The sequence below is a fragment of the Quisquiliibacterium transsilvanicum genome (assembly GCF_014202215.1).
Taxonomy (GTDB): Bacteria; Pseudomonadota; Gammaproteobacteria; order Burkholderiales; family Burkholderiaceae_E; genus Quisquiliibacterium; species Quisquiliibacterium transsilvanicum.
The window spans coordinates 325266-344750 of sequence record NZ_JACHGB010000001.1 but is presented as its reverse complement, the minus strand read 5'-3'; the positions used below and the strand labels follow the sequence as shown (position 1 = coordinate 344750).

The following is a 19485-nucleotide window of genomic DNA, read 5'->3' as shown; positions in this document are numbered from 1 at the left end:
CCCTTCGGGCATCACCACGTCGGTGACGGGCGCGTCGACCAGGCGGTGGTCGCCATGATCGCGCTGGACGGTCCAGCCGGGCGCAGCTCGCCACGGCGGTGGTGCTCAACCCGATCTGCTTCGGGCATCACCACGTCGGTGACGGGCGCGTTGACCAGGCGGTGGTCGCCACGGCGGTGACGGCCGTGATGACCACCGCCTGGTCGTCCCGGCCGGGTAGTGCTAGCCAGGCGGCCGCTTGCGGGATCGACAAGCGAGCGAAGTCTGCCTCGGCTTAAAAATAGTCTCACGCTTTCCTTAGAGGTGAGACAACTCGCGCGCGAACATCCGTAACAGCATCTGGCGGACCTCCCGAGTCCGTCGGAGCTTTTGACGGAGGTTCCAATGCTATCGAAACGCAATCTCAAGCGGCCGACCCCTGCGGCGGGCGGGGCCGAATTCATCACCGACCGCGAGGCCGCATTTGAGCTGGGCGTCGGCATGTCGAAGCTCTTCGAGCTGCAGAAGAACGACCCAGATTTCCCTCCGCCGGTCTGGTACGGCCCGCGCAGTAAGCGCCACGTAAGGTCATCGCTGCGCGCCTATGCAATGGCCAAGCGGCAGAAGGCGTCTCCCGAAGGCCAGGCCGCCGCGGCAACCCCGAGCAAGCATGCAGCGGAGGCGCGGCATGCGTGACCTTCAAGTAGCGATCGTGGCGGCCGTGGTCGCCGTCCTGCTGGTCGGCGTGGCCGAGATTGTCGGGAGGGTCTTGCCGTGAGCACGAAGCCCAGGAGAGGGGCGGCGGGCCGGAGGCAACCGGCACCGACCGCAGAGGACAGGAGCACCAACCGAAAGCGTATCACCAAGCGGGCGCAGCGTGTGAGCCCGGCGGCCGTTCGTGCCTGGATGGGCTTCCTCGCGCCGACGGCGGTGCCCAGGAGGCGGGCATGAGGAGGCTCCGCCTCAAAGGGTTCGGTCCGGCTAGCTCGCGCGCATGGCCGCTCACCGCGTGGGGCTGCACTTGCTACGAATCAGGCGAGTGCCCGACGTGCGTGGCGTGGCGCACACCAGGCGCTCCCGCCCGGATCGCCGCCCGTGCCCGCCAGCTCGGGCATCGTGTGGTGACCGTGCGCTATGTCGACCCGGTGGAGGTCGCACTGGCGGCCGCCGAGGGCTCCGAAGGGTTCTCGGAGTTCTTGATCGGAAGGGGGCGGCCATGAGCGCGCAGCGCTGCATGGGGTGCCACGCCCGCGGGGCACTGTCTGCGAACTGGCGCATCGCCTGGTGCCTGGTTGAGCTTCCGGGCGCGAGGGGTCTGTTCGCCGCGACCCTGTGTCCGAGCTGCTGGCCGCGGATGAGTGCTGAAGAATCGTTCCGGGAGCGCACCGAGACCGCCATCTTGACCACGGCCCGAGAGCAGTTCGAGGAGATGGGGCCATGAACGAGATCATCTTCTCGGCGGGCCGCAACGTGCATCACGCCGATGGGCTCAACGTCGTCCGTCTGCCGTTCCCGGACTTCACCAGGCACGTCCTGACCGGCGCCGCGACCCTCGCCCAGAAGGATGGCCCGTACGTCTGCGGGCCGATGCGCGACGGCCGGCGCAACCTCGAAGCGGCGCTCCCGGTCGCCTTCGCCGCGCTCGATCTGGACCGCGTGCGTGACGAGATCGACATGTCCAGCATCTTGGAAGCTGCCGAGATCTGGCGCGGCTTCGGCTACACGACGGCATCGCACAAGCCCGAGGCTGGCATCTTCAAGATGCGCCTGTTCTTCGCACTCGACCGCGAGGCGAGCCGCGACGAGTACGGTCGTCTGTGCCGTGGCATCGCGGGCCGGCTGCAGGCGCTGGCCGGCGCTCCAGTGGAGATCGACGACGCCTGTTCAAAGCCCGAGCAGCCGCTCTACACGGCCCGCGCTGGCGCCGTGACCTGGGAGTTCGACGGCGACCCCGTCCAAGTGGACATGGTGCTGTCCGAGGTTCCGAAGGACGCCCCCGAGGCGGCGCGACCGCAGTCGGCGGGCACGGCGCCGGACTGGCTGGCGCAGCTACTCGACGGCGAGGACGTACATGCCAACGCGCTGCGCGTGGTCGGTCGCATGGTCACCAGCGGCATTGATGACGCGACGATCCGCGCGACGATGGGCGTGCTGTCGGAGAAGGTGGCCGAGGCCAGGGGCGCGGAGCGCGCACATGCGCTGATGGGCACCGAGTTGGATCGGCTGATCCGGGGCGCCCGCCGCAAGGGCTTTGCACCCTCTCATGTCCCGGAGATCGACGGCGACGAGATCCAGGAGGAGGCGGGCGACGAGCCAGCGCCGCCGAAGAAGATCTCGCAGGCGCCGATCGAGTCGGATATCTGGCTGGCCGCGCTGTTCGCCAAGCGGCAGCAGGGGCGCTTCCGCTGGTCGCCGGGGCTCGATTGGATGGTCAACGCTGGCACGCACTGGCAGCGTGACGAGACCTTGTTGCGTTACTCGACGGCCAAGCCCATGTGCGCGGAGATCTCGCGCTCCAAGGGCGTGGCGCCAAACACCCGCCGAAGCATCGCCAGCGCGAAGACCGTGAACGCTGTGCTCACGCTGGCGCGAGCGGAGCGCGGCATCGCCACTCCGGCCGATGCCTGGGACCGTGACCCGATGGTGTTGAACACTCCCGCCGGGCCGATCGACCTGGAGACCGGCAAGCCGCTGGCCGTGGTCACCGACCGCGACCTGTTCACGCACCTGACCGCCGCCGCACCGGACCCGGCCATGCGAACACCGACATGGCTGCGGTTCACGTCCGAGATCTTCGGCAATGACCTGGAGATGGTCGAGTTCCTGCAGCGGCTGGCCGGCTACTGCCTGACCGGAGACCGGCGGGAGCAGGTTCTCCCCTTCTTCTACGGCACCGGGGCGAACGGCAAGAGCGTGCTGGTGGATCTCATGTTGGAGCTGATGGGCAGCTACGCGCTGAACCTGCCGGCCGAGGCGCTGATGCGACAGCAGCATGTCGCACACCCCACGGAGTTGGCGCAACTGCGCGGGCGCCGGCTGGCCGTCTCGTCCGAGCTGGAGGACGGCGCCTACTGGGCCGAGTCCCGGATCAAGTCCCTGACCGGCGACGCCACGTTGACCGCCCGGTTCATGCGGCAAGACCACTTCACGTTCAAGATGACCCAGAAGCACATCGTGGTGGGCAACTTCAAGCCCCGACTCAAGGGCGACGATCCGGCCATCGCCAGGCGCATGGTGCTGGTGCCGTTCGTGGAGAAGTTCACCGGTCATCGCTGCGACCCGCTGCTGTCGCACAAGCTGCGCGCCGAGTACCCCGGCATCCTCGCCTGGATGATCGACGGCGCTCGCAAGTGGGCACGCGAGGGACTGCTGATCCCGCAGAAGGTGCGCGACGCATCCGCCGAATACCTGAACGCGAACGACGACATCACGCTGTGGGTCGATGAATGCTGCGTCACCGGAGCGGCGCACCGCACCCCCACGGCGGTGCTCTACAAGTCATTTGCGGGGTGGAAAGAGGCGAACGGCGAGCGCCCGCAGTCCGTCAATCCGTGGGCCGCGCGGATGTCGCAGCGGTTCAAGCCCTTCCGCACGATGCACGTCCGGGGCTTCGAGGGCATCGCGCTGCGGGGCCTGTCTGAACCCGCCTACAGCAACGCGGCGGCGAAGGCATGACGCACATGACACCCCGTGCTTTATCCACCGTCTTGCCCCCTCGCGCGTATTTATCGCACATGCGCGTGCATACGTCCGATAAGGGAGGTGCCGTCATGTGCGTCATGCGCTTTCCGGCTGCGCTGGTCGCAGGGGGCCCCCGACCAGCCACCGGCCGATCGGTCGACGCGGTTCCCGGTCCGCGTGGTCCGCATGGTCCGCGGACCGCGGGTCCTTCCTGGGCATTTTCCAGACGGGTCATTGCGGCCCCGACTTCGCGCTAGTGGCTGCTCAATCATTATGTTTAATCTATCGTTGCCTCTGTTTTCATAGGTTTACCCAATGCACGAACGGATCACCATCACCGAGCTGGCCCGCCGTGTCGGCGTCAGCCCGCAGGCTCTGAGCGCCGCAGCTCGCAAGGGGCGCGTCACCCGCGGGCCTGACGGCCTGGTGGATGCTGCCGGGGGCGCCGCCCAGTGGCTGGCGAACAGGGTCCGCCGGCCTCGCGTGCCGAAGGACAAGACGCCCTCAGCGGCTCCCGAGACCTCCGATCGACCTGGCCGAGCTGCTACTGGCGCACCGGACTTCTGGGCGCACCGTACCGAACGCGAGGCGGCCGAGGCCGCCATCGCACGCATGCGCGAGCGCGAGATGTCCGGCGAGCTGGTCCGGCGTGCCGACGTGGAACGCGAGCTGGCCGCCAAGCTGATCGGGCTGCGCGAGGCCCTGGAAGGTCTGGGCGATCGCCTGGCGTCTCTGGTGGCGGCCGAGCCGGACATCTCGGCTTGCCGGCGCCTGCTACGCGACGAACACCGCAATGCACTCGCGGCATTCGCTCAGCCGGCCGGCGCCGCGGCACCTGCACCTGCACCTGCACCTGCACCCGATGCCGGCGCCGCGGCTGGATGGTCGACCTGATGGCCGCGCAGCTCGATGCAGCTCTGTGCACCAGTGGCGGTGCTGGCGCGGCGGCACACCGCATCCTGGACGACCTGGCCGTGCTCGCTGGTGGTGACGAGCCCGCGCTGGGCGATCTGTGGCCCGAGGCCCGCCAGGCGCCGCTCGCCGAGCTGCGTGCTCGCATTGCCGCGCTGCCGAACGCTGGCGAGGTGGCGTCGATCCTGCTGTCCTACGTCGAGTCGACCCGGGCCTCGGCCCCGTGGGAAGGCTGATCCGTGGCACCGCATCTTGACCGCCTGGTCACTGATCACCAGGCCCTTGCACCCGTGGCCGTTTCGCGCGACACTCGCTCTGCGCCGGCACATCCGGCGTGCAGGATTGGCGTCCTGCGGAAGAGGCGGACAACCGCCGCTCTGGCGGTATTTTTTCGTCCGCACACTGGCTCTGCTCCTATGGGCGGGCCGGTGGGGAGACCCGCAAGGGTCTGCCGGCCTCTTCCCGGTACGCCAACCCTGCCGGTCCCGCTCACCCGATTGGCGTCGGGTGGCGGTACTCAACCGCTGAAGAGGAGCACCCATCATGGGCTCGAAGTCCGTCCACGCGCCGGCGTCCGCCGCTGCGCCGTTTCCCTCTACCCGCTCGTCCCGCGCCAGGCCCAGGCCGCGCCGCTGGCATCCAGTTGTCTACCTGGGCGGCCGTGGCCCCGTCCGCTTCGCCGGTCACGCCACGATGCGCGAGGCGTTCGCGCAGGCCCGCGAGCTGGCGCTGGCCCTGGGCGCCCGCACCTGGTCGGTGGCACCCGGGCGGGCGACGGTCCTCGCGGACGAAGGGGGCCGTGATGATTGACGCCACCGCCCGCCCCGCCGATGACCGCGTGCATCTCGACCGCGAGCTGTTCGAGCGCCTGGTCGACGCCCTGCGCTTCGCGGCTGGCGCGCAAGGCCAGCGCGACTACTGCCGCGCATCCGAGCGCGCTGCGCTGCTGCTGATCGACATCGAGGCGGCAGCCGCCGCCGACCGGAGGACCCGCCCATGACCTCGAAGATGAAGCCCTTCCACGACGTCATCCCGCGGCTGAAGCGCGGCGTCGACTTCGACGTGATCCCGAACCCTGCGGACCCTGAAGGACAGCCGTTGATTGTCTTCAGCACCTGCCCTGCCTGCGGCGGTCGGTGGTCCAGGACGGATCGCAGCATCGCCATCCTCGTGATGGAGCACCCCGGCTTCCCCGGCGAGGTGTCGTACGCGGTGCATCCGGCCTGCGCCAAGAAGGTGACGGTCGGCGATCGCCACACCGCGGCGTCCGTCGCGGTTCTGGGCGCCATCGCGGCGCTCAACGCCGAGTTCCAACCGGAGATCGCGCCGCCGGCCGTCCTGGTCCTGGACGACAACGACACCGCGCGGCTGTTGCCCGCGCCCGGGAGGCCGCAATGAGCCACACCCCGCTTCATCTGGGCATCGTCGACCGCCTGGCGCCTCGCCGCTGGGTGCCGATCGTCTTGCGCGACGACGGGCACCGACCGCTGCCGCACCGCTTCGCAACAGCCCAGGCGGCCCGTGAAGCGGCGTGCGCTGCTGCAGCCGCGGACCCGGCGTCCACGGGCTACGTGGTCGCCGAGGCCGCACCGGCGGAGACGGTCGGCGCTGACGAGCTGCTGCGGCTGGGCACGCTGGAGGGCGCCGGCTTCGGAGAGTCGGCCGACACCTGGGCGGCCGTGCTGGTCGGTCCTGGCTGGTGGGCGCTCGTCGTCACGCGCGACCGGCTCGCAGGCGAGGCAGCGCTTGCCCTGCCGCCTGGATCTGCCGCGATCGCACTCGCCGGAAGCGGCGCCTGGTCAATCCGTTCGCTGGCCGAGCGCCGGCTCATCGCGAGGGGTGCCGAATGAACACGACCCACAACGAAGTCGAAGCCCTGGGCTTCGGACAGGCCGAACGCCGCGAGCTGGCGTCGGTCTTCGGGTTCCGCTGCGCGCACGCGATCGAGCGGGCCGGCGTGGCGCTGGCGTCGATCGAGGCGCTGTTGGAGCTGCTGCTGGCTCATGAGCTGGAGCAGAGCACGGATGAACCGCGCCTGGTGCTCTCGCAGTCCCAGCGCTTCGGGCTGCTGCAGGCCATGCACGTGCTGGCCGAGATGTCCGCCACGCTGCTTGAGGATGCGACGGCCGCCGAGCTGCGTCGCGGCGAACCGATCGGGAGGCGCGGATGAACTACTACCCGTTTCACCTGGGCGACTACGCGGCCCACACCGCGCACCTGGACCCGATGGAGGATCTGGCCTATCGCCGCATGCTGGACGCGTACTACCTGCGCGAGGCGCCGCTCCCGGCCGATCCGCTGGAGGTCGCCAGGCTTGTGCGCCTGCGTGCTCATGCGGCCGAAGTCGAAGCGGTGCTACGCGAGTTCTTCGTTCTCGGCGATGACGGCTGGGCACACCGGCGCTGCGAGGAGGAGATCGAGCGCATGCAGTCGCTGCAGAAGAAGCAGCGCGACAAGGCGAACAAGCGCTGGCACGGCCCCGGCAATGCCGCAGCTATGCCGCAGCAATGCCGCAGCAATGCCGATGCAATGCCACCAACACCAACACCAACACCAACACCAACACCAAGAACATCTACAACCATCGAATCTCCTCCTACCGATGACGCGCGAGGGCCGTTCGCGGATTCGGCGGTGGAGGACGGCCCAGGGCTTGCCCAGGATGTCGACGTCGCCGATGCGGCCGAGATCCTGCGCGCCATCGGTGCCAGCCCGTCCGGTCCACCGGCGGACTCGCGCGGTGCGTCGGGCTCGCCACCGCCGCCGGACCCGGGCGCACCGATCGCAGCCGAGCTGCGTCGGCGTGGCGTGCGCTGCGGCGCCTCTCACCCCGAGCTGCTGGCCCTGGTCGCCGATGGGTTCACGCTGCCCGAGCTGGTCGAGGCGCTGGCGGTGGCGGCGATGTCGCCAACCGCGCCTCGGCCGATGAACCTGGGGTACCTGGCCGCCGTGGCGAGGACCCAGCGCGAGACCGCCAGGCGGCCGAAGAAGCCCGCCGCGGCCTGGTGGTCGACCGACGAGGCCACGCTGGCGAAGGGATCGGAGCTGGGCATGCAGCCGCGCACCGGCGAGGGGTGGCAGGAGTTCCGCCAGCGCATCCGCACGGCGCTGGCGGCTGCCGGCGGGCAACGTGCGGTCGGCGCCGCGACCGGTGAGCATGCGCGGGCCTGAGCAGCTCGAAGGCCAGGCCGGGGCCGCCACCGCGGGAGAGCCGGTCGACCACGCTGTGGGCCTGGTGGCCACCGGCGTGATGGCCGACCTCGGCCCGCCGGCCGGTGATGACGACGGCGAGGCGCCCGACGCGTTCCTGGCCTTCGTCGCGCGGGTTGCGGCGGGCCGCCCCACGCCGGCCGACGTTCACCGCCTGGCCGCCGCGTGCGCCGGCTGGATCGAGGGCGACGGCGAGTCGCTGGAGGACCTCCTGGGCGCTCCACGCACCCGCGCCCAGCGTGACCGGCTGTTTCGCGACCGGGCGCTTCTGGCGGCCGTGCCGCTGGTGCAGGCGAACGGCCCCTGGACGACGGCGGTCGCGCTGCACGCGGCCTGGCGGCGTTTCATCACCCGTGGCGACTGGCGCCGCTGGCGCGATCTGCCCAGGCCGCCGGCGCATGCCGACGAGCTGGGTCGGTGCCTGTTCTGGGCGAGCCGCCACAACGGTGGTGACTTCCTGACCGTACGGCAGGTGTACCGCGTGATCCGGCACCGACATTTTCCGGCCAGGATTTGACAGTCGGCGGTGCGTACGCTGTGGGTGAGATCAACCCGGAGCGAGCACCCGTGAAACTTCCCGACTTCCTCGGACTTCGAAGCGTCATCCAGTCCGCAAGCGCCCAGAAGCGCGACCTCGACGAACGCATCCTGGAGCTGCAGCGCAAGCGCTCCACGGTGGAGGCCGCCCCCGCGGCGAAGTCCGTCGTCAAGAGCTTCATCGCGGGCCGCATGCGGGCGGCGGCCTCGGGCTACGAGACCATGATGCAGCAGGCGGTGCGACCGTTCGCCATCCAGGGCTTCCGGATGGGCATCCATGAACACGTCGCGGGCCCTGGCAGGCCGACCCTGTTTCCGGCGACGGACGTCGACCCGCGTGCGCTCGACCAGGCGCTGTGCTTCCTGCTTCGGGACCAGGCAGAAAAGGCCGTTGCCGCGACGATCGACGCGATGCAGGACTGGCCGCCCAACGCGATGACCGCCGAGCAGCGCGCCGCCGAGCTGACCCGCATCGACGCCGAACTCGACAAGCTGACGTCCGCCCGCGATGAGCTGGTTCGAAACGCGGATGCGGCCGGAATCACTCTCGACTGACCGAACACGGAGGACTTGATGATGAACACCGCAACCGCTGCGCGGCCCCACGCCTTCCGAGCGCTCGAAAGCGCCCTGCTCCACCGCCTCGACCCGCGCGTTCGCCTGGACGACCTGGGTCGCCAGAAGGCCGGGACCACGCTGGTCGGCGCCGGGCGCGACCTGCTGGCCCTGAACGGGATCGAGACCCGCGGCAAGACCGCCGGCGAAGTGCTGGGCTTGATGATGAACGTCCGATCCCAGGGCGGGGCCGACTTCCCGTCGCTGCTGGCGAACGTGGCGAACAAGCGTCTGTCCGACGCGTACGCCGGTGCACCGCGCACCTATCGACTGTGGGCACGGCGAGCACCCGACCTGCAGGACTTCCGCCCGGTGAACGTGGTGCAGCTCTCGGCCGCGCCCGAGCTGCTGCAGGTCAACGAGCACGGCGAGATCCGGTACGGCACGATGACCGACAGCGGCGAGACCTACGCGCTGACGACCTTCGGACGCATCGTCTCGCTGACGCGGCAGGCGATCGTCAACGACGATCTTCGCGCTTTCGACCGGCTCATCTCGGCCTTCGCTGGGGCGGCCGCCAGGCTGGAGAACCGCACGGTGTACGCGCAGCTCACCGCGAACCCGAACATGGCCGACGGCGTGCCGCTGTTCCACACATCCCGCGGCAACCTGGGCACCGGCTCTGGCTCTGCTTTGCAGGCCAGCGCGCTGGCCGCCGGCCGGGCGGCGATGCGAGCCCAGAAGGGACTTCAGGGCGAGGTGCTGAACATCGCGCCCGCTTTCCTCATCGTGCCGGGCGAGCTGGAGCAGACCGCCTACCAGCTCACATCGCACAACTACGTGCCGGCCAAGCCGGGCGACGTCAACGAGTTCCGCGCCGGCGGCCGCACGTCGCTGGAGCCGGTGGTCGAGCCGCTGCTCTCGGGCCTGAGCGCATCGGCGTGGTACCTGGCCGCGGCGCCTGGTGCCTGCGATACGGTCGAGTATGCGTACCTGGCGGGCGCCGAGGGTCCGCGGATCGAGTCGAGGACGTCGTTCGCGACCGATGCCGTCGAGATGAAGTGCTCGCTGGACTTCGCAGCGAAGGCCGTCGACTACCGCGGTCTGTACCGCGGCGACGGCGCGTAACGGTGCATCGGGGCGCCGCCGGCCGAGACGTGTCCCGCCATAGGCCGGCGAATCCGAAAGGAGCGCTCGCCTATGGCTGGGCACCACGCGGCTTCGGCCGCCGCGCTTCTGTGGGCCGCGTGCTCCATCGCGTACGCGAAGCGCACCCGATTCCTCTCTGGATGCGGTGGGGGCGATGTCGGCGCCGGCCGGCGCCTGGGCGTGCTGACCAGGCCAGGCATGGGCGCGCGACTGGAGCTGCAAGACGTTCGCTGCTGGCCGTCCGCAGTTCTGATGCCTGGCACCGCGCCTGCCGAGATGACCTTGCGACTCGGCAGGCACCGCGCCTGCGGCCTGGGAGACCGGAGCAAGGGCGCCCCCATTCTCGCCCGACCTGAAGATGCATCCTGACACCTGGCCGCAGGACGCCGAGGCGCTGCAGCGGAACATTCTGTGGCGGCTCGCCCTGCGTGATCCGGTGGCGTTCGCTCGCGTCCAGGCCGCACTGGACGACGGCGGCCGGCTGAAGATCGTACTCGACAAGCCAGACCGGGTATGGCGCCTGCGCGTGCGCCTGGTGCATCGCCTGGACAGCGGGCGAGCGAACTACTGGATTTGGGAGCAGTGGGAGCCCTGGCGTCCGCGCTAGGACAACATCTTCTGTTGCCGGCCGGAAAGGTTGCCTGTCCGGTTGACCGTGGCTCGGCCAGGTTGACCCGACACGCCCGGCCTTCTCCTGGTGCGAGCAGCGCGAGGGAGAACCCTCGCGTGCCTCCTACCCGCGCGCGTGAGGGGTGGGGGCAAGGCATCAATTGATGCCTTGACGCAGCGCCACTCCTACCCGCGCGCGTGAGGGGTGGGGGCGCGAATCGAGCTGCATCAATTGATGCACCTGCCTCCTACCCGCGCGCGTGCGGGGTGGGGGAAGTGCCTCAATTGATGCACTTACGCAACGCCAAGCCTCCAGCCCGCGCGCGTGCGGAGTGCCGGAAGCTTCGCCAATTGGCGAATCTAGGCGGGCTCACGAAATGAGCCCGGAGTGCTGTACGCTGCGCGCACCGTCTCGCGTGTCCGACGAAGCGCGAGCCGGCCTTCTCCTGCGCACGTGGCGAGCCCTGCCGAATGCCGGTCCCCTTCGATCCCTTCAACCGCAGCCGAATGCCCGCCGCGTTCACGCGAGAGGACCGCGTGCGGATGCTCGGGGAAGCAGCCGAGGCACTGCTCGCGGATCGACGCCGAAAGCCTGTACGCCCTCCGGGGCCTGAGCATTCGAGCGCGAGACCTGCTGTTCATCATCTACGGGGCCGCGCTGGATACCGAACCGTCTGCAGCGGAGCAGGAACAGAATCGCCAGACCCTCTACCGCCACGTCCGTGGCCACCTGGGCGACGGCGAGGAATGACTGGCCCATAGAACGCGCCACAGTGCGTCGAAACAGCCCGGCCGGTGCTTCGGTGCCCGCCGGGCTTTTTGTCGCCTTGTGGGGCCGCTACGGCGGGCCGCATCGTCGTCTCGCTCAACCTGCACCGCCGGCACCTGGACGAGAGCCAGCGGGCGATGGTGGCGGGGAAGCTGGCGAAGCTGCGCAAGGGTGCGAATCAGCATGCGCCAATTGGCGCACCCGCGGTAAGCCAGGACGCTGCCGCCGAGCTGCTGAATGTCGGCCGTCGATCCGTCCAGCGCGCCCGCGAAGTCCTCGACCACGGAGCCCCCGAGCTGGTGGCGGCTGTTGAGCGTGGCGAGGTGAGCGTGAGCGCGGCGGCGAATGCAGCGCGCGCACCGAAGGACGTTCAGGCCGCTGCCGTCGCAGCAGGAAAGGATCAGCTTCGGCATCTGGCGAAGCTCGCCGCCGACAACGAATCAATGCGCGCCGACATCGAAGAGACGAAGCGCAAGAACCGAGCGCGCCCGCGAAGTCCTCGACCACGGCGCCCCCGAGCTGGTGGCGGCTGTTGAGCGCGGCGGCCGGAGAAGTGTAGACCTTGTGTAGACCGAGCCCGTTTTTTGCCTGCCTATTTTTCACGCACCCCTTGAAGAATGGTGCCCCGAGCGGGTTTCGAACCCGCACGCCCTTTTCGGGCTCCGGATTTTAAGTCCGGTGCGTCTGCCAATTCCGCCATCGGGGCCCGTGCAGGAGCGCGTGCGCATTATAGGGACCGGCGTCGTCTCGATTCGACAGCCCGATGCACGCCACGCCGGGCACCGCAGCCACGCTTCGGCATGGGCGCAGCGTTCCCGGCGATTGACGCGGCCCCAAGCGGCGTCGAAGATGAGCCCGCCCGGTCCGCAGGCGCTCGACGCTGCGGCCGGGAACATCCAACTAGAAAATAGAGGAGACACCGTGAAGAAACCGACCCGCACCGCCCTGCTCTCGACGATCGCCGCCTCGCTTGCGCTCGCGTCCTCCCTCGCCGGCGCCCAGCAGGCGGACTGGACCAAGTCCAAGTGGGGCCCGAACGACGAGATCGGCGCCGCGAACTACCTGAAGCCCAAGCTGGTGCTCGATGCGGCCCGCCTGATCAAGACCGGCAAGGTGTACGAACTCGGACAGGTGGTGTCGTCGACCACCCCGGCCTACGATCCGCGCGGATGCAAGATCTACATCGTCCAGCCGGGCCAGGCCCAGAGCACCACGCTGGGCCCGAAGAAGATGAGCTACAACGATGACATCCTGAACTGCTGGATCGGCATGGGCAGCCAGCTCGACGGCCTGGGCCACGTCGGCATCGACAACGTCTACTACAACGGCAATCACGCGAAGGACTTCGCGCAGATCGGCGGGCTGACCAAGCTCGGCATCGACAAGGTGCCCCCGATCGTCACGCGCGGCGTGCTGCTCGACATGGCCGCCTACCTCGGAGTGGACGTCGTGAAGGAGGGAACTCCCTTCAACCAGGCCGAGATCGACGGCGCCGCGAAGAAGCAGGGCGTCGAGATCCGCGAGGGCGACGTGGTGCTGTTCCATACCGGATGGGCGTCGATGGCAGAGAAGGACCCGAAGAAGTTCGTCGCCATGCAGCCCGGTCTCGGCGTGGGCGGTGCTCGCTACCTGACCTCCAAAGGCGTCGTCGCGATCGGCGCTGACACCGCGGCACTGGAGGCGATCCCCTTCGAGAAGGACTCGGGGCTGTTCGAAGTGCATCAGATCCTGCTGGCGCAGACCGGCACCTTCATCCTGGAGGGCATGGGCACCGCCGCGCTCGCCAAGGACAAGGCCTACGAGTTCATGTTCGTGCTCGGCCACGCCAAGTACAAGGGCGCGGTGCAGTCGATGATCAACCCCGTCGCGATCCGCTGATCGCCAGCGCGCCCGGCCGCCAAGGCCGCCGGGCGCGCCACCCCCTTCCCCCTTCCCCCTTCCCCCTTCCCACTTCCCCCTTCCCCCTTCCCCCTTCCCCCTTCACCCTTCACCCTTCACCCTTCACCCTTCACCCTTCACCCCATAAGGCATACTCACGCCCCTCCCGACCCCCCGAGACTCGCCCGCCCATGTGGTTCAAGAACCTGATCGTCTATCGCATCCCCCGCGGCTGGGATGTGTCCCCGGAATCCCTTGACGAGCGCCTGCGCGAGCGCGCGTTCGCACAGGCCACCAGCATCGAGGAGCGCAGTGTCGGCTGGGTGCCGCCGCGCGAAGGCGCCTCGACCCTCGTGCATTCGGTGCAGGGACAGCTGCTGGTCGCGCTGCGCGAGGAGAAGAAGCTGCTTCCCGCCAAGGTCGTCACCCAGGTGGTGCGCCAGCGCGCCGAGCAGATCGAGGCGGCCGAAGGCTTCAAGCCTGGCCGCAAGCGCATGAAGGAACTCAAGGAGCAGGTACGCGACGAACTGCTGCCGCGGGCCTTCAGCCTGTCGAACGACACCCGCGCCTGGATCGACCGCGCCAACGGCTGGCTGGCGGTGGACGCCGCGTCCGCGGGCCGGGCCGAGGAGGTTTACGAGCTGATGGGGCGCTGCATCGAGGGCTTTCCCGCGCGCCCGCTCAAGGTGACTGGTTCGGTCGCCGGGGCGATGACCGCCTGGATCCAGGCCGAAGATCCTCCCCCCGGCTTCACGGTCGACCAGGACGTCGAACTGAAGGCGCGCGGCGGCAAGGCCACGGTCCGCTATGCGAACCAGTCGCTGGAGCAGGAGGAGATCGCGCGCCACGTCAAGGCGGGCAAGGACTGCACCAAGCTCGCCCTCACCTGGGCCGGCCGGATCAGCTTCCTGCTCACCGACCGGCTCGAGATCCGTCGGGTGCGCCCCCTGGACGTGCTCAAGGAAGGCGCTGGCGATGCCGGCGACTCGGGCGCCGAGGAGCGCTTCGATTCCGACATGATGCTGATGACCGGCGAGCTCGCGAAGCTCCTCGACGACCTGGTCGACGCGCTGGGCGGCGAGCCCCCCGCCCAGCCCTGAACCGGGGCCGGCCGTCGGCCTTTGCTGATGAAAATCACGAATGCGCCGCATCCGCGACATCCAGTGCTTGACCTGGGGCGCCGGACGCGGTTCACTTGAATCGTCGCACGGCAGTCGGGTGGGGCTGAAAGCCCGGCCCCTCGTCGCAAGCGACGGCGAGAGTGGAGGGCGAAATTATCGATGAAGCCTGCACGACCCCAGAGCTCAAGCCGGTGAACGAAGGCCGGTACCGGTCGCCTTGAGGCGACTACGCGAACCACCACGTGTGGCAAGCACGCAAAGCCCCGCAGATCGATTGCGGGGCTTTGTCTTTTCCGGGTCCTGTCGCTGCAGATCCGGCCCGTGCAGCCCTTGCCGTTCGGGAATCAGCCTCCCGACGGTTCCGCGCCCTCGCCTTGCCGCAGTTCGAGCTCGCGGCGATAGGACGCGTAAGCGGGCTGGTCGACCGCCATCTTCGCCAGCGTGGTCGCCCACAGGTGCTCCATCAGGCCCGGGGTCCGCTCGCCGAGCTCGCCCGCCGAGATCCTCTCGGACAGCGCCCGGTTCAGTTCGTCCAGCGAGCCTTCGCGGCCCAGCAGCGCGCGCAGCCGCGCGAGTTCCTCGGTTTCCAGTCCTGCGCCCAGCTCCAGCTGCCGGCGCACCAGGTCGACTGCGTTGGCCGCCACCCGGGTGTGGAACACCGCCTCGGGCGGCAGCTTCGGCAGCAGCGTCTCGCGCAGGTATCTGGCCACGGTGCCGAGCAGCTCGGCGCCGGTCGGTTCATCCATCATGTCAATCCCTCCCGCTCATCGCGCGCAACAGGTCGAGCTCGTTCTCGGAGGCACGGCGCGCGATCATCGCGCGCTCCACCGAGGTGTCGCGCCCGCTTCGGAACCACTCCACCATGCTCGCGCAGCCCACGCCCCAGCGCAGGCTGGAGAGCACCTCCCAGAAACGGACCCGCTCGCGGTCCACCTTCACGCCGGTCGCCGATTCGTAGCCCTCGAAGAGCTGCTCGCGCGTGCCCAGCCCGCCCGCCGGCAGGTCGATCTGGCCGAAGCGCCAGGGCGGGATGCACAGGTAGGCGAGGTCTTCCATCGGGTCGCCCAGGTGCGCGATCTCCCAGTCCAGCACCGCGCGCACCCCTTCCGGCCCGAAGATCACGTTGCCATTCCGGTAGTCGCCGTGGATCAGCTGCGGCTTCTCCAGCGGCGCGGGCATCCGCTCGCGCAGCCAGCGCAGGGCAAGGTCGAATACCGGCCGCGGCCGGCTCATGCCCAGGTGGCGCCGCTCCAGGCCTTCGAGCGTCCGTGGCGCGTCGCGCAGGGCCAGCTGCGGCAGCCGGCTGACGTCCACCCCATGCACCGCGCCGGCAATCGCGCCGAGCTGATGCGCAAGCCGCGGCCGCACCTGCGCGAACTCCGCGTCGCGCAGCACCTTGCGCGCGATGGTCTCGCCGGGAATCCGGGTCATCAGGAAGCCGTCGCCCAGGCCATCGGCGGGAGCGAGCACCCAGCGCACTTCCGGCGCGGGAACGCCGGCGGCCGCGACCGCCCGGATCACCTCCGCCTCGGTCGACAGGGGCAGCGTGCCTTCGGCGCGCAGCCCGCCCGGCGCACGGCGCAGGATCATCCCGACCGTCTCGCCGGCGCCCGCCACGTCGAAGGACCAGGTCTCCAGAGTCGCGCCGGCCGACAGCCGGCGCAGGGCCTCGATGCGGGCAGCCCCGGGCACCAGTGCCAGCGCCAGGGCCTGCAGCGCGTCTCGAAAGCGCAGCTGAGCTGAGTCGGTCGTCATCGCACCCTCCTCGTCTCGCCGGCCGGGCTCATGCGTCCCTGCCATCGTTCCACCAGGGATAGGCCGCCGGCATGTCGGTGGAGACCCTGCCCGGGAACCTGGGCTTGCGCTTCTCGAAGAAGGACGCCACCCCCTCGCGCACGTCGGGGCCGGCGCCGAGCTGGCGGTTCAGCGTGGAATCGACCTCGACCAGCCCCATCGGGGTGGGGTCGCCGGTGAAGCGCCACAGCAGCTGGCGGGTGAGCGCGATAGACACCGGCGCGCACTCGTCGGCGATCTCGCGGGCGATCTCCATTGCCTTGGCGAGCAGCTGCTCGGGCGGCACCACCTCCGAGACCAGTCCGCCGCGCAGAGCTTCCTCCGCACCGAAGACCTTGCCCGAATAGCACCAGCGCAGCGCCTGCGGCAGCCCGACGATGCGCGGCAGGAACCAGGCGCTGCCCGCCTCGGGCGTGAGCCCGCGGCGCGCGAACACGAATCCGAACTTCGCGTCGGCAGACGCGATGCGGATGTCCATCGGCAGCGCGAGGGTGATGCCCACGCCCACCGCAGCGCCGTTGATCGCCGCGATCGACGGTTTGGTGCAGTTGAACATCGCCTCGATGAAGCTGGCGTCCTTGCGGCCGCCCTCGGGGGCCGCCGCGCCGCGGTCGCCGAACAGCTTGGCGCCGCCGTCGTCGCCGAAGGCCCCGGTGCCGCCCGAGATGTCGGCGCCGGCACAGAAGCCGCGGCCGGCCCCGGTGACGACGATCGCGCGCACCGAGTCGTCATCGCTGGCGCTGTTGAACGCATGAGAGAGTTCGCGGCCCATCTGTGCCGTGTAGGCGTTGAGCTTGTCGGGCCGGTTCAGGGTGAGGACGAGCACGCCGTCCTCGTTGACCGCGGTGATCTGTTCGTAGTTCAAGCGATTTCTCCTTTGATCGTTGCGCGCGCGGCGCAGCTGTCGTGATTCAACCGCCGCCATCGGCGCCGGCCTTGAGTCCCTGGCGCAGGCGCGCCTTCTGCACCTTCCCCGATGCTGTCTTGGGCAGCTCTTCGACGAAGAGGTAGCGCCGCGGCCGCTTGTAGCCGGCCAGCCGCTCACGGCACCAGGCGTCCAGCGCCGCCTCGTCGGCCGGCGCGCCCTCGCGCAGGCGGATCACCCCCACCACCGTCTCGCCCCACTTCGCGTCCGGCGCTCCCACCACGGCCACTTCAGCCACCGAGGGATGGGTGCACAGCACGTCCTCCACCTCGCGGGAATAGACGTTCTCGCCGCCGCTGATGATCATGTCCTTCTTGCGGTCGACCAGGAACAGCCTGCGCTGCTCGTCGAAGCGGCCCACGTCGCCGGTGTGGAACCAGCCGTCGGTGAAGGCCTCGCGGTTGGCCTGTTCGTTGCGCCAGTAGCCGGTGAAGACCTGGTCGCCCTTGACGAGAATTTCGCCGGCCTCGCCGACCGGCAGGTCGCGCCGGTCGGAGTCGACGATCCGGATGCTGGCCAGCGGCATCTCCCGCCCGCAGGCTGACAGCAGCGCATGGTCATGCTCCAGCGCGTGAACGTGGTCCGCGCGCGAGTAGTAGGCGACGTTGCCCGACAGCTCGGTCATCCCGAAGGCGGTGGAGAAGCCGAGCGCAGGCCAGCGCTCGAACGCGCGTCTCATGGTCTCCGGCGGCATCGCCGACGAGCCATAGCCCATCTGCCAGAGGCTGGAGACGTCGGCGGTCGCGACGCGCGGATCGTCGAGCAGCATCGCCAGCATGGTCGGCGCGATCGCATGCGTCGTGACCCCGTGGCGCTCCACCGCATCGAAGTAGGCGCCGGCCTCGAAGCCGCGCATCAGAACGATCGGATAGCCGCGCAGCAGGTAGTTGCCCAGCACGTAGCCGGCGATGTGGAAGGCCGGGAACATGAACAACGCCACCTCGAGCTCGCGCTGCTCGAAGGCGCACATGGTGTTCAGCAGCCCCGCAATCAGGTTGCGGTGGGTCAGCGGCACGCCCTTTGGGTGGCCGGTGGTGCCGCTGGTGTAGAGCAGCCAGGCGGGGTCGTCCTCGTGCGGACGCGCAGGCGCCGGCGCCCCCCGGCCGCCCTCGAGCAGGGTCTCGTAGGCCAGCTGCCCGGCCTGCGCCTCACCGATCACCACGATGCGCCGCAGCGAGGGCACGAGCGCGGACAACTGCTCGGCGTGCCCGAGGAACTGCGCCTCCACGATCAGCAGCGCCGGCTCGGCGTCGTTCAGGATGTAGGCCAGCTCGCGGATCGACAGCCGCGTGTTGAGCAGGGTGAGCAGCATGCCGGCGGCCGGCACGCCGTAGTAGCACTCCAGGTACTCGATGCGGTTCTGCGACAGCAGCGCGATCCGCTCGCCGCGCTCGAACAGTTCCGACAGCGCGCCGGCCAGCCGCGCGCAACGGTCGCGCAACTCGGCATAGGAGACCGAGCGCTCCTCGAAATGCAGGCGGGAGGCGGCGGTGGCGCGATGCGCCGCCACCGCCGGGATGTCGCTGACCAGCATGGACGTCTTGCTCCTTCCCTTGGGGACGAAGCGATCCTCAGGGGCGCGTCGCGGGCTGCCAATCGTCCGAACGGACGAAATTCGCTGGACGCTGCATGATCGCGCTGAAAGCGCCGCCGCGCGGCAGCGACCCAGTAACCGATGTCCACCATGAACGCGAGATTCCGCAGATTCCTGCCCGACCGAGAGCGCATCCAGTCCAACCGCTGGCTGCGCTGGCTCGGCCCGGGCCTGATGCATCCCAGGCTCTGGCACTTCAGTCGCCGCGGCGTTGCGGTGGGGGTCTCGCTGGGCGTGTTCTTCGGGCTGCTGATCCCGATCGCGCAGATTCCGTTCGCAGCGGGCGCCGCCGTGCTGTTGCGCGCCAACGTGCCGGCGGCAGTGGCGAGCACGCTGGTCACCAACCCGGTCACCTTCGCCCCGATCTACCTCGCGGCGCACCGCCTCGGTTCCGCCCTCCTCGGCGAACCGGAGACCGCCGCGGGCCAGGTACCGACAGCGCCGGCCGTGTCGAACGCGCCGTCGTCGGAGGCCAGCCCGGTGGAGGCCGCCTGGTGGCGCGGCGTCTGGCAGGGCATCCTCGCACTCGGCAAGCCGCTGCTGCTGGGCCTCTCGATCCTGGCGATCTGCGCGGGCCTGCTCGCCTATGGGCTGATCATGCTCGCATGGAGGGCGCGGGTCGTCTGGCAACGGAGACGCCGGCGGCGGGCCTGAGCGCGGGCGCGGCGAGCATGAGCGCGGGCGCGGCGAGCATGAGCGCGGGCGCGGCGCGTCTGCGGCGCGTCATTGCCGCGCGGGGATGCGCAGCACGCGCAAGGGACGACCGGGGAGT

22 protein-coding genes and 1 tRNA gene are annotated in these 19485 nt (G+C 69.6%); 18 read left to right on the top strand and 5 right to left on the bottom strand.

What is annotated here, in order from left to right; all coding sequences use genetic code 11:
- Nucleotides 1–384 precede the first annotated feature (384 nt).
- From HNQ70_RS01610 to HNQ70_RS01540, 15 genes are all read left to right on the top strand, one after another.
- Nucleotides 385–675, top strand: coding sequence for a helix-turn-helix transcriptional regulator (locus tag HNQ70_RS01610; RefSeq protein WP_183963614.1), 291 nt, complete (start codon nt 385–387; stop codon nt 673–675).
- A 741-nt stretch (nt 676–1416) separates the two neighbouring features.
- Complete coding sequence (locus HNQ70_RS01605) at nt 1417–3654, top strand: phage/plasmid primase, P4 family (protein WP_183963613.1); 2238 nt, start codon at nt 1417–1419, stop codon at nt 3652–3654.
- 321 nt (nt 3655–3975) lie between these two features.
- Nucleotides 3976–4554, top strand: a complete 579-nt coding sequence (locus tag HNQ70_RS01600) for a hypothetical protein (protein ID WP_183963612.1) — start codon at nt 3976–3978, stop codon at nt 4552–4554.
- Entirely contained in the window at nt 4542–4808 is a 267-nt protein-coding gene (locus HNQ70_RS01595) for a hypothetical protein (RefSeq protein ID WP_183963611.1), read from the top strand. Before HNQ70_RS01600 ends, HNQ70_RS01595 begins: the two co-directional genes overlap by 13 nt.
- A 307-nt stretch (nt 4809–5115) precedes the next feature.
- Nucleotides 5116–5382, top strand: a complete 267-nt coding sequence (locus tag HNQ70_RS01590) for a hypothetical protein (RefSeq protein ID WP_183963610.1) — start codon at nt 5116–5118, stop codon at nt 5380–5382.
- Nucleotides 5375–5572, top strand: coding sequence for a hypothetical protein (locus tag HNQ70_RS01585; RefSeq protein ID WP_183963609.1), 198 nt, complete (start codon nt 5375–5377; stop codon nt 5570–5572). Before HNQ70_RS01590 ends, HNQ70_RS01585 begins: the two co-directional genes overlap by 8 nt.
- Before the next feature lie 8 nt (nt 5573–5580).
- Complete coding sequence (locus tag HNQ70_RS01580) at nt 5581–5970, top strand: hypothetical protein (RefSeq protein ID WP_183963607.1); 390 nt, start codon at nt 5581–5583, stop codon at nt 5968–5970.
- Nucleotides 5967–6422 (top strand): hypothetical protein, encoded by a 456-nt coding sequence (locus HNQ70_RS01575; protein WP_183963604.1) that lies wholly within the window; start codon nt 5967–5969, stop codon nt 6420–6422. Before HNQ70_RS01580 ends, HNQ70_RS01575 begins: the two co-directional genes overlap by 4 nt.
- Complete coding sequence (locus tag HNQ70_RS01570; protein WP_183963602.1) at nt 6419–6742, top strand: hypothetical protein; 324 nt, start codon at nt 6419–6421, stop codon at nt 6740–6742. The genes HNQ70_RS01575 and HNQ70_RS01570 overlap by 4 nt, the downstream gene beginning before the upstream one ends.
- Nucleotides 6739–7743, top strand: coding sequence for a YdaU family protein (locus HNQ70_RS01565; RefSeq protein WP_183963600.1), 1005 nt, complete (start codon nt 6739–6741; stop codon nt 7741–7743). Before HNQ70_RS01570 ends, HNQ70_RS01565 begins: the two co-directional genes overlap by 4 nt.
- Complete coding sequence (locus tag HNQ70_RS01560) at nt 7724–8299, top strand: hypothetical protein (RefSeq protein ID WP_183963599.1); 576 nt, start codon at nt 7724–7726, stop codon at nt 8297–8299. Before HNQ70_RS01565 ends, HNQ70_RS01560 begins: the two co-directional genes overlap by 20 nt.
- 50 nt (nt 8300–8349) lie before the next feature.
- Nucleotides 8350–8874 (top strand): hypothetical protein, encoded by a 525-nt coding sequence (locus tag HNQ70_RS01555; RefSeq protein WP_183963598.1) that lies wholly within the window; start codon nt 8350–8352, stop codon nt 8872–8874.
- Nucleotides 8875–8895: 21 nt separating this feature from the next.
- Nucleotides 8896–10002: a phage major capsid protein gene (locus HNQ70_RS01550; RefSeq protein WP_183963597.1), complete on the top strand. Its 1107-nt coding sequence runs from the start codon at nt 8896–8898 to the stop codon at nt 10000–10002.
- Between the two features lie 379 nt (nt 10003–10381).
- Complete coding sequence (locus HNQ70_RS01545) at nt 10382–10630, top strand: hypothetical protein (RefSeq protein WP_183963596.1); 249 nt, start codon at nt 10382–10384, stop codon at nt 10628–10630.
- 908 nt (nt 10631–11538) lie between these two features.
- Nucleotides 11539–11937 (top strand): hypothetical protein, encoded by a 399-nt coding sequence (locus tag HNQ70_RS01540; protein WP_183963595.1) that lies wholly within the window; start codon nt 11539–11541, stop codon nt 11935–11937.
- An 82-nt stretch (nt 11938–12019) separates the two neighbouring features.
- On the opposite strand, the gene HNQ70_RS01535 is transcribed toward HNQ70_RS01540, so the two are convergent.
- Nucleotides 12020–12107: transfer RNA gene (locus HNQ70_RS01535), tRNA-Leu, on the bottom strand.
- Nucleotides 12108–12322: 215 nt separating this feature from the next.
- On the opposite strand from HNQ70_RS01535, the gene HNQ70_RS01530 reads away from it, so the two are divergent.
- Together HNQ70_RS01530 and HNQ70_RS01525 are read left to right on the top strand one after the other, a co-directional pair.
- The gene (locus HNQ70_RS01530; RefSeq protein WP_343060582.1) at nt 12323–13279 is read left to right on the top strand and encodes a cyclase family protein; all 957 of its coding nucleotides are present in this window, start codon (nt 12323–12325) and stop codon (nt 13277–13279) included.
- Nucleotides 13280–13470: 191 nt separating this feature from the next.
- Nucleotides 13471–14379, top strand: coding sequence for a recombination-associated protein RdgC (locus tag HNQ70_RS01525; RefSeq protein ID WP_183963591.1), 909 nt, complete (start codon nt 13471–13473; stop codon nt 14377–14379).
- Nucleotides 14380–14744: 365 nt separating this feature from the next.
- Here HNQ70_RS01525 and HNQ70_RS01520 read toward each other — a convergent pair whose 3' ends face one another.
- The 4 genes from HNQ70_RS01520 to HNQ70_RS01505 are packed head-to-tail and all read right to left on the bottom strand — an operon-like array spanning nt 14745 to nt 18653.
- A complete protein-coding gene (locus tag HNQ70_RS01520) occupies nt 14745–15146 on the bottom strand; it encodes a DUF6285 domain-containing protein (RefSeq protein WP_246434539.1) in 402 nt (133 codons plus the stop codon).
- A 4-nt stretch (nt 15147–15150) separates the two neighbouring features.
- Nucleotides 15151–16155 carry a phosphotransferase family protein gene (locus HNQ70_RS01515; protein WP_183963588.1) on the bottom strand — a complete coding sequence of 335 codons (1005 nt, stop codon included), beginning with the start codon at nt 16153–16155 and terminating at the stop codon, nt 15151–15153.
- A gap of 28 nt (nt 16156–16183) precedes the next feature.
- Nucleotides 16184–17059: an enoyl-CoA hydratase-related protein gene (locus tag HNQ70_RS01510; RefSeq protein ID WP_246434537.1), complete on the bottom strand. Its 876-nt coding sequence runs from the start codon at nt 17057–17059 to the stop codon at nt 16184–16186.
- A gap of 46 nt (nt 17060–17105) precedes the next feature.
- The gene (locus HNQ70_RS01505) at nt 17106–18653 is read right to left on the bottom strand and encodes a long-chain-fatty-acid--CoA ligase (protein ID WP_183963584.1); all 1548 of its coding nucleotides are present in this window, start codon (nt 18651–18653) and stop codon (nt 17106–17108) included.
- 150 nt (nt 18654–18803) lie between these two features.
- Here HNQ70_RS01505 and HNQ70_RS01500 point away from each other — a divergent pair, with 150 nt between their 5' ends.
- Nucleotides 18804–19367 carry a DUF2062 domain-containing protein gene (locus HNQ70_RS01500; protein WP_221302589.1) on the top strand — a complete coding sequence of 188 codons (564 nt, stop codon included), beginning with the start codon at nt 18804–18806 and terminating at the stop codon, nt 19365–19367.
- The last annotated feature ends 118 nt before the right edge of the window (nt 19368–19485 follow it).